Genomic DNA, 8,136 nt, shown 5'->3' with positions numbered 1-8,136 from the left:
CGAAGCGGTGTGGTCGGGGCATCGTGTGAGAAGCTGGCCATGGAAAGTTCCTCTTGTTGAAAGGAACTCCATGGTCAGGCAACACCAGCGACGTGCCTAGAACATCAGATAATCACACCAGCCTCACCGCGAGCACCCTCCCGCGAAGCGGGTTCGTGCATGGAGGCGCAAAGCGGCCGACTTTTTTGTCGACCGTTTGCCATTCAGCATGTCAGGCATCGGTTAGGCTGCTGCTTGCGCGCTAGAGCCCCGTCACCGGACAAACTGAACTGTGATCACCTTAAGCGGGCCTCTATCTTTCCGAGACGATGGGGCAGGGCTGTCCGCTTGATTATCTCACCCTGACCGGATAGCGCGTACGCAATACTCAACGCGCCAGTCGAATGTGGCGCCGAAAACTGAAAATTTCCTCAACGAGACAGGAACAAGGCATGGAAACCACCACGATTGAATCGCGCAGCGACTTTGCCCAATGGGCCATTGAACGCGCCCGCGCAATCGTTGCTGATCAGGCAGGCGATCTGGCGGTCGCCGCCCGAGATGGCAATGACGAGGAGATCGCCAGAACCGCGAATGCGCTCGGCCAGGCTATTACCGAAGCTCTGATCGAGGTGTTCGACGGCCTAATTCCTGACGAGTAATTGCATTCGACAAAATACGAGTGGACCCATTCAAACGGCAGGCTCAGTCAATATTCGTCGTTCATCAGCAAACTATCCTACCAGCTTCCGGTCATCCGTTGCCCTTTCGTGCATACTTGCATGCGCGATAGGGGATGAGCCGGGCTTCGCGCCGCTCACCAGGATCGGCGCACATGCCACCATTCTCGAAATGAATGGCGACAGCTGTCGTTACGCTCAAAGCCTTGCCCGAAACGCCGACTGACATCCTCTCACTTAGTCACGGCGAGGATGCAAGACCCAGCCGGGCTACTCCATCCCGGCGGTTTTATGCGTGCACAAGAATGGTTGGCTTCTGAATGTTGACGTGCGGCTTACCAAATCGAATTCCCTGAGGCACTAAGCCCGTTCCAACTCAGTTGTTGTTGTTCGAATGAGGTCCATTGCGGACTCCATCACGAGAATAGGCAGCCCGTATCCTTCATCTTGCGGAAACCAGACAAGCCCCGTTGGTAGGTCTGCGCTTTCCACAAGCCGGGATGATAGATCGGAATAGTCGGTAAGCTGTGCGCTCCACGCCCTCATTACGCCGTATGCGGTTTCCCCTTCAGTCGTTGTCTTGAACGCGATGCTGTGCTGACCTATGCCACGGAGGATCCAGTCATAAACATATCTCACGTATATTTCTGCGCCACTAGCATCGGTTTTGCACGTGATGTACGGCTCGAACGATTGGTAGTCTGGTCCGTCGATATACCAGCGCCCCCACACGCGAATTTCCCGAAACCGACTGAGATCGTCAGAGACTTCATCGCGAAGAATAAACCCTTCCTTTTCGAAAAGGTCATGGATCGGATGATCAGCAGGAGCCGGCAAATCGTTTATCGTGATCCTCAGACTGCCAGTCGTCATCATGACGATTACATTGTCGCCGGGTAGAAGCAGTCTCCCTGTGTATGTCATGTCCGGCCCCGGATGTGACGCTCTCGCATTGTTAAAAGTGCTTGTAAATTGGGGCAGATCATAAATAAACATTCTAAATTCCTTTTCTACTTATTTTATATATTGTACATTTATATTATAGATTAGTCAATCTATAATTTGTTTATTATAGCAACACACTAGTTAGCCTCTATAGTATTTCAATAATACATTTCTCCTGTTTGCTAAATTTAATAATGCGTAATATTGGCGTGGCAACATCCAATTTTGGAATCCTGCGTGCTTGGATTTTGGCCCCACAGGTATCAACCGGGCACGCGCAGGTGGAAATGCTGAGTGACGTGGCTGAAGAAGAGCAGGGGGAGATCGCTCTTTGCGCACTTCCAGGCTCGATTTGCTCGCAGGCATTTTTCAAACAGTTCAACGGTCACCGCCATATCTCCCTCCGCGGACCGAAGAACAGCCATGGCTTTATCCCATGCCTCCTTTGCCTGAACGAAAGAACAGTCTGCGCGTCAGCAGTCTGATCGCGCCGGTCACGAAGACCATGGTGATTGCTTAACGCAGGCTGTGCTTGGACCCATTCGGATTTCCAGCGCCGCAATCGGGCATCCTCAAATCTGCGATTCACAATTCGAAAGAATCGATTCAATTTCATGGTGTAACGGGGGGAATACAGGATATGAACAACAACTTGGGCCGCATGGCATTGAGGAATGAGAGCCAGAATTGCACTCAAGGCAGTCAATTGAGTGATAGCCAACAGTGTCACCATGGCAATCGACGCCAACACGCTGACTCAGACGACAAAGGCCAAAGCGACCGATGGTGCAGTGCGTTGCACTCGTGGTCTCGGCCAGAGCCAAGATGGTCGGTTTTTCGCCGCCATAGCCGCCTTGTCTTCGAAACCCACGACGATCTCGTCGCGCGCCCTGTCACGATGTTCCTTCAGTCGCATCGCACCTGATTGGCTGATGTCCCTTGCAGGCATACTGGCCTTCACTCGTCTCTCGTAGGGTGGTCATCAGCGCCCCCACCACGAAGGCATGCTTGCAGCGTTTCAGCAAACGCCGTTTCCATAAGAATCGCGGATTGCTCATGTTGAATCGAATTTCGCGCAATCGGAATCGCGGCAGCGTAAATTGAGATAAATCGAGTTGATTGGCCCGCAACTCGATCCGATGCGGCTTCAATCAAGTCAATGTGAACCGACTTGCAGGCATGGTGTTCCCAATCAGATGGCTTTGCCAGCACGGTGCATTCAATTTATCGACACTTCTGCTTCGCTGGTTGGCGCGGATTGCGTCGCTAGACTCTAGACGCGCACGGACTGTAAGTGCGTGGTTCGCCTCGGAGCCAAGCGCAACCACCGTTCGCACAGGAATGGGTAATTGGGCCTTCCGAATCGATAATCGGTAATCCCGAATCGAAGGAAGCAAATTCAGAATCGCCCTTCGGTAACCGAGAATCGATCTCTGTGGTGTCAGAAACGAATTTCAGGAATCCTGAATCGAAATGGAAAGAGTAGGAACCGATCTTCGGGTTTCCTGAAACAGGATTTCTGAATGCAGAATCGAAGAACTGGAGATCGGAATCGGGCCGGCGCCCCAAAGAATCGCCGTTTCAAAGCCGGGTTTCGACATCCTCATCACCTTGGCCATCAAGGCGAATGCCCAACAGTTGCCGCACCTCTTCCCCTGACATAATGCCCGCATGATTGAGACGGCTGGCAAGCGCCATCAGCTTTGAGCCTTCCCTGTCCAGAAGTTCGTGAGCGATGGTTTCAGCCCGCAGGAGTCGGGCGTTGACCCGTTCCGCCAGCTGGCGGTCCAGCGACAGAACATCAAAACCCCGCACCGTGGCGCGGTAAAGCAGCGGCTGCTGCTCGGCAAAACCAAGACTGGTCTCGGCATCAAGAGCAATGCCGGTTGCCTTGGCGAGGTCACTGTCTTCGCCACCGCCCGATCCTGCGAGCGCCTCGCCGATAACCATTTGCTCGGCCACCCTTCCTGCCAGCGTGGCGGCCATCGTTTTGGTGAGCCAGTCTTCAGTCTGCGCAAGATGGCCATACCGATTGACAATCACTTGGCCTACGCTCCCGATGCCGAGGGTTACCGATTCAACCTCGCCGATCCCGAGCAAGGTGAAGGCGATGGCGTGCCCAGCTTCGTGGACAGAGACGCGCCAGCGGAGGTCATCCGACATGGTCATGCGGTCTGCGTCAAGCGCCTGCTCGATATCAGCCCATGCCAGGTCACGCTGGCCCCGACGAGCTCTCTGGCGCGCTTCGCGAACGACCCGTTCGATATCTGCGCCGGTTCGACCGATTGCTAGCAGCGCCAAGGCTTCGAGCCGCAGGGACGATGATGGGGAACGGTTTGTTTCAGACATAAGCTTGTCCATTTCTGGTTGTTGCGCCCGAGGCGAATGATGCCTTCTAATTGATGGGTGTGTTGGCGGTGACGTCTCGCGCGGAAGCTTCCTGTTGAGGTGCAGGATGAGCGGGAGCGGTGGCAAGAACCGCGGCAAGGTCGGACCCGAGATGATGAGCGAGAATGCCCGCCAGTGTTTGGACATCGGGAGGCGGGATCATGACGTGCTTCTCGAGACGGCCTGAGCGAAGAAGCGCCGGATCAATCTTCTGAGGAAGATTCGTCGCCCCGACCACTATGACGCCCTCGGTCTTCATTGCACCATCCAGCAACTCGAGCAGGCGTGCGATGACTGATGTCCAATATTCGTCATGCCGCTTGCCTTCTCCGCCGCCTCTGCTGCCGATGGCATCCATTTCATCGATGAAGACGATGCAGGGGGAGTGTTCGCGTGCCGCTTCGAAGACGGCCGACATACGCTTGAGCACATCGCCAAGATACCCGGGCTCGAGCCATGACGCGACGGAACTGACAATCAGTGGTATCTCAAGGGTATTGCAGAGGGCTCGGGCATAGGTAGTTTTGCCCGTTCCCGGGGGGCCCGAGAGCAGCATTTTCGTGCTCATCTCATCCCAGCCAATTGCACCTTCGCGCCAGAGTGGCAGGTCAGCCTTGAGGTCAAGCGCCCAGCCTCTAGCCTCGCCATAACCGGCAAGAATTTCTACCCGCAGCGTACGGCCAACGCTGACCCTGGTTAACGCGTCGCTGACCTCGCCAGCCTTGCCAGTGGCAGTATCCGTGGCTTTATTGTGGGCTGAGGATTCGGGTTGAATGATATCAACGGAAATCGATTTGGTTTTCCTCTTGTCCGACGACTTGGCGCTTCCGTTCCAGCGGCCGGTCTTGTCCGAGTCGTCATCAGCACCCTCGTCTTCACCATGTGCGGCAGCCAAGGCCACAAGAGTTTCCAGGATCGCCTCCAGCCCGCGGCCTGGTTTGACGGCCAGGGCCAGATCGTCGAGACAGATATCTGTTGGATCGAAGGCCATCGCCTTCATCCGGTCTAGTGACTCTCTTCGCGGCACACCACAACAGATTTTCAGCAGGTCGGCGATGAGGGCCTGATCGAAGCCCGCGCATTCAAACACGATGTCGGCTGCGGCGGAAAAATGCGGCCTGACAACCGCCGACGTCTCGTCCGCAATGACCACCGGCACTGCCTCACCGAGTAACGCATTACTCAGTTGTCGCCTGAGCGTTGTGTCGGAAACGCTGGTGCTGGCACGACCTGACGCGGTGATGATCTTGCGGCGGAGCTTCTCGGACCGGGACTCGCGGTAATGAGCAGAGAGTGCCGCCCCACCGGCGATGTCTTTCAGTGATGCCCAGAAGGGAGCGATGAGCGAATTTTCCAGCATCAATCCCAGCTGCCGTTCGAATCCTGACACAGGGATTTTGAACATAAGGACCGGATGGGGTCTTTGCAGAACCTCGCGAAGGCCTGTGAGACCGGCATGATGGGCACCGACAGAACGCGCCACCAGCAAGGCCATCGCGGCATGAACAGAATCGGGCGCCGGCAGGAATTCGCGCACCACTCCTAGCATCAACTGGGTTTCCCTATCGTATCCTTTCGTGGTGCTGGCAGCCTCCATTCTGGTCGACTTGCCTGCCTCGGCCACAGCCTCACTCCAGGGGTCGGCAGTCGTATGGTCATCATCCTCTTTGTCATTTTCTCTCGCCGGTCCGTATTTAAGCGCACTGGCAACAAGGCGACGAGCGCTGGTGCGGTCACCAGCCAGCATCGCCATCCCCTTGGCTGAGATGCTCCAGATGGTGCTATGGGTCTTTTCGTCTTCGATGTGACGAGAGTTGAGGAGGCCGGCACCGGTTGCATGGGCGTAAAGGTCGAGGACCGCCAGTCGGCGGATGCGCCGCAGGAGGTGACGGGTGATGCGGTCAGCGATCGGGTCCATCACGCGTCCTCCCTGTCGGCGGCTGTGGCAGAAGAGAAGGACGCTTCAAAACCATCGGGAATGTGTGCCAGATTTCCCAAAAGCCAATCACGGACGACGAGGCATGTCGGGTCGCCCTCCTCACACAATGTCAGGAGCCGTTCGCGCGGAATCGACAGCAGGCTCTCCAGGCGCACGCCTCTTCGTCTGGCTGAACGAATGGCGATCCGGACGACCATGGCGACGTCGGCGGCGTGATCCTCTGAAGTCCACGGTCGCTGCGTTCCAGCCAGCTCAATGGCGATGGCATCCGCGGCGGTCATCTGTTCATGGGACAATGCCTGACCGCGTTGTCTCCTAATCTGATTACGTCGCGATTGACGGCTGCTTGGTTCCGGTGCCGTTGAAGGAATGGGTTTCGGGAAGAAAACGATTGGTGTGGTCATGGCAAGGGTCTCCGAGCGCCCGACCGGTCACGGTCAACGCGTTCAATTGAAAAATGGGAAGTTGATGGGTGGTGCCAAGAGCGCTACTGTCGCACTGGCACTCTGGCGAAGCCCAGCTTGATCAACCTCGGCTCGTCGGCGATCGCGACAGCATCATCATCGTCATCAGGACGGGCAGCATCCTCGGCGGGCTCCTCTGTTTCCGTAGCCGGTACCGTTGCCGGCGGTCCTTCATGACTATTCGACGGACGAACGAAGGTTTGGCGAGCCATGCTCCAGTTTGCCTTGATACGGGCATGAAACCGCTTCTGGAGGCGCCTGATGGCTTCGCCGGCGCCGGCGACTTCGACAAGATGGTCGAGATGGGACAGGGGCCAGATGCCCGCATCGATATCAGATTTCTGATTGTCCGCGTTAAGAACAACGATCCTGACTTCTTCGGCGATCAAGCGGCGGTGTTCCTTGTACAAAAGGTCTGGAACGACAAGGGCTGCCGCCAGCATGCGGCTTTTGAGGTCATCAATCCTCGTGCTTTCGTACGACGTCAGGCTGCGTTTGACATCAACCACATGCGCGACCCTGGTCTGCTTGTTCAGGATAATCAGATCAGGCGTGTAACTTTTACGGCCGCCCTGGTCGGCATCCAGCGTCAAGGAGCGATAATGGGCGGGGTTGTTCTTTTCCACCAATTGCATGGCTGCGGGTGTAACCGGTAGCCGAAGATTCTGTGTGAGCACCACAAGATTCGGATTGCATCTCGCGACGAATCCAATGCCGCGCTCAATCAGACGCCCCTCCTGACCCGAGATGGAACGCAGGATGGTGGTGACCTCCTCAATACCGTCGCTGAGCGACCGGGCGAGGCCGTCGACAGTGAGGCTTGGGGCGATGAACTCGTTCACGAGCTCGTCGAATTTCTGTCGCAGGTCCGCGCAATCTGCGGAGTGCGGATAGGGCGGCAAAGTGACCGCGGAGTTGGTCGCGTATTGTGTCATGGGGAGTCTCCTGTTGAGGAGCGACGACGTCAATATCCATGCAGACGCAGAGGGGCGCATGCGGAAAATATTTCCGCATTGGCTGCCGAAAGTGGGCAGCCAAAACCGTCGACGTTGGCGTGGAACTAGGCGTGATCGCTGTTGGTGAAACTGATCAGCGGCGCGAAAGCGGAACGGGTGACAGCGACAGGTCGCCAGTTAGCCGAAGAGGCTGCCGTGATCGGGTTTCGACAGGAGAGAATGGTGATTGGTCTTCCCCAATCGGGGCGATGGCGTTAAGGGTCAACATAGCCTGGGCCTTTCTAGCGAAGGTTTCGGGTCAGGCCTCTGTCGGTGTGTCTAGCACCGACGGGGGCCGTTAAGTGACTGCAGAAAAAGCGATTTCTGTAGACCAACGAGACATAGCCCAGGTTTGCGTCTCCGGCAAGCAAGAAGAACGCATCCGGAACAAAGAGCACGATGGTGGTTAACCGATGACGCGGCCCCATCTCTTCATCCCAGCAAGTGAGATCGCGCAGAAACTCAAAGTCCCGAATGGTCCACAGGTTGCTGCCAATTTTCTGCTGAATTCGAAGATGATGTCGTTCTCCAACAAACAATTTTTGAGGGCAGGGGACATCATTCCCCTGTTTTTCTTGAGAAGCTGCCCGGGTCCTGTCAATTTCTTTAGGCCCGCCACGCGACCACCCAATCATCGGACCATCAGCAACCGGCTCGCCAGGGCCGCCAGGGTCACCGATGATATTGAAAAGTAGGGCGCCGCTATCCGCTAACCCCTACCGCACAAGCCGTTCTGGCTATGCGAC

General features: G+C 56.2%; 8 protein-coding genes. 2 read left to right on the top strand and 6 right to left on the bottom strand.

Going from position 1 to position 8,136, the window contains the following annotated elements; translation table 11 throughout:
• Positions 1 to 431 precede the first annotated feature (431 nt).
• Positions 432 to 641 carry a hypothetical protein gene (locus tag Q8O80_RS00335; RefSeq protein ID WP_305575734.1) on the top strand — a complete coding sequence of 70 codons (210 nt, stop codon included), beginning with the start codon at positions 432 to 434 and terminating at the stop codon, positions 639 to 641.
• Positions 642 to 1,019: 378 nt separating this feature from the next.
• Here Q8O80_RS00335 and Q8O80_RS00330 read toward each other — a convergent pair whose 3' ends face one another.
• The 3 genes from Q8O80_RS00330 to Q8O80_RS00320 all read right to left on the bottom strand — a co-directional run bounded on the left by Q8O80_RS00330 (position 1,020) and on the right by Q8O80_RS00320 (position 3,767).
• The gene (locus tag Q8O80_RS00330; RefSeq protein WP_305575733.1) at positions 1,020 to 1,655 is read right to left on the bottom strand and encodes a hypothetical protein; all 636 of its coding nucleotides are present in this window, start codon (positions 1,653 to 1,655) and stop codon (positions 1,020 to 1,022) included.
• A 212-nt stretch (positions 1,656 to 1,867) separates the two neighbouring features.
• Entirely contained in the window at positions 1,868 to 1,999 is a 132-nt protein-coding gene (locus Q8O80_RS00325; RefSeq protein WP_305575731.1) for a hypothetical protein, read from the bottom strand.
• A 1,186-nt stretch (positions 2,000 to 3,185) separates the two neighbouring features.
• Positions 3,186 to 3,767 carry a hypothetical protein gene (locus Q8O80_RS00320; protein ID WP_305575736.1) on the bottom strand — a complete coding sequence of 194 codons (582 nt, stop codon included), beginning with the start codon at positions 3,765 to 3,767 and terminating at the stop codon, positions 3,186 to 3,188.
• Here Q8O80_RS00320 and Q8O80_RS00315 point away from each other — a divergent pair.
• Positions 3,648 to 3,896, top strand: coding sequence for a hypothetical protein (locus tag Q8O80_RS00315; RefSeq protein WP_305575738.1), 249 nt, complete (start codon positions 3,648 to 3,650; stop codon positions 3,894 to 3,896). The two genes, Q8O80_RS00320 and Q8O80_RS00315, sit on opposite strands and share 120 nt — an antisense overlap.
• 103 nt (positions 3,897 to 3,999) lie before the next feature.
• Here the strand turns inward: Q8O80_RS00315 and Q8O80_RS00310 are convergent, their stop codons facing one another.
• The 3 genes from Q8O80_RS00310 to Q8O80_RS00300 form a co-directional block, all read right to left on the bottom strand.
• Positions 4,000 to 5,910, bottom strand: a complete 1,911-nt coding sequence (locus tag Q8O80_RS00310; RefSeq protein ID WP_305575729.1) for an ATP-binding protein — start codon at positions 5,908 to 5,910, stop codon at positions 4,000 to 4,002.
• Positions 5,910 to 6,335: a hypothetical protein gene (locus Q8O80_RS00305; RefSeq protein WP_305575727.1), complete on the bottom strand. Its 426-nt coding sequence runs from the start codon at positions 6,333 to 6,335 to the stop codon at positions 5,910 to 5,912. Before Q8O80_RS00305 ends, Q8O80_RS00310 begins: the two co-directional genes overlap by 1 nt.
• A gap of 83 nt (positions 6,336 to 6,418) precedes the next feature.
• Positions 6,419 to 7,330, bottom strand: a complete 912-nt coding sequence (locus Q8O80_RS00300; RefSeq protein ID WP_305575725.1) for a hypothetical protein — start codon at positions 7,328 to 7,330, stop codon at positions 6,419 to 6,421.
• Positions 7,331 to 8,136: the final 806 nt, after the last annotated feature.

Source organism: Devosia sp., assembly GCF_030689745.1.
Lineage (GTDB): Bacteria > Pseudomonadota > Alphaproteobacteria > Rhizobiales > Devosiaceae > Devosia > Devosia alba.
Note: the sequence above shows the minus strand (reverse complement) of the source record. Positions and strands in the feature narration are given on the sequence as shown.

Bases quoted from the DNA above. Each gene is read 5' to 3' on its own strand.
- Q8O80_RS00335 (WP_305575734.1), top strand. From the start codon at position 432: ATGGAAACCACCACGATTGAATCGCGCAGCGACTTTGCCCAATGGGCC.
- Q8O80_RS00330 (WP_305575733.1), bottom strand. From the start codon at position 1,655: ATGTTTATTTATGATCTGCCCCAATTTACAAGCACTTTTAACAATGCG.
- Q8O80_RS00325 (WP_305575731.1), bottom strand. From the start codon at position 1,999: ATGGCGGTGACCGTTGAACTGTTTGAAAAATGCCTGCGAGCAAATCGA.
- Q8O80_RS00320 (WP_305575736.1), bottom strand. From the start codon at position 3,767: ATGTCGGATGACCTCCGCTGGCGCGTCTCTGTCCACGAAGCTGGGCAC.
- Q8O80_RS00310 (WP_305575729.1), bottom strand. From the start codon at position 5,910: ATGGACCCGATCGCTGACCGCATCACCCGTCACCTCCTGCGGCGCATC.
- Q8O80_RS00305 (WP_305575727.1), bottom strand. From the start codon at position 6,335: ATGACCACACCAATCGTTTTCTTCCCGAAACCCATTCCTTCAACGGCA.
- Q8O80_RS00300 (WP_305575725.1), bottom strand. From the start codon at position 7,330: ATGACACAATACGCGACCAACTCCGCGGTCACTTTGCCGCCCTATCCG.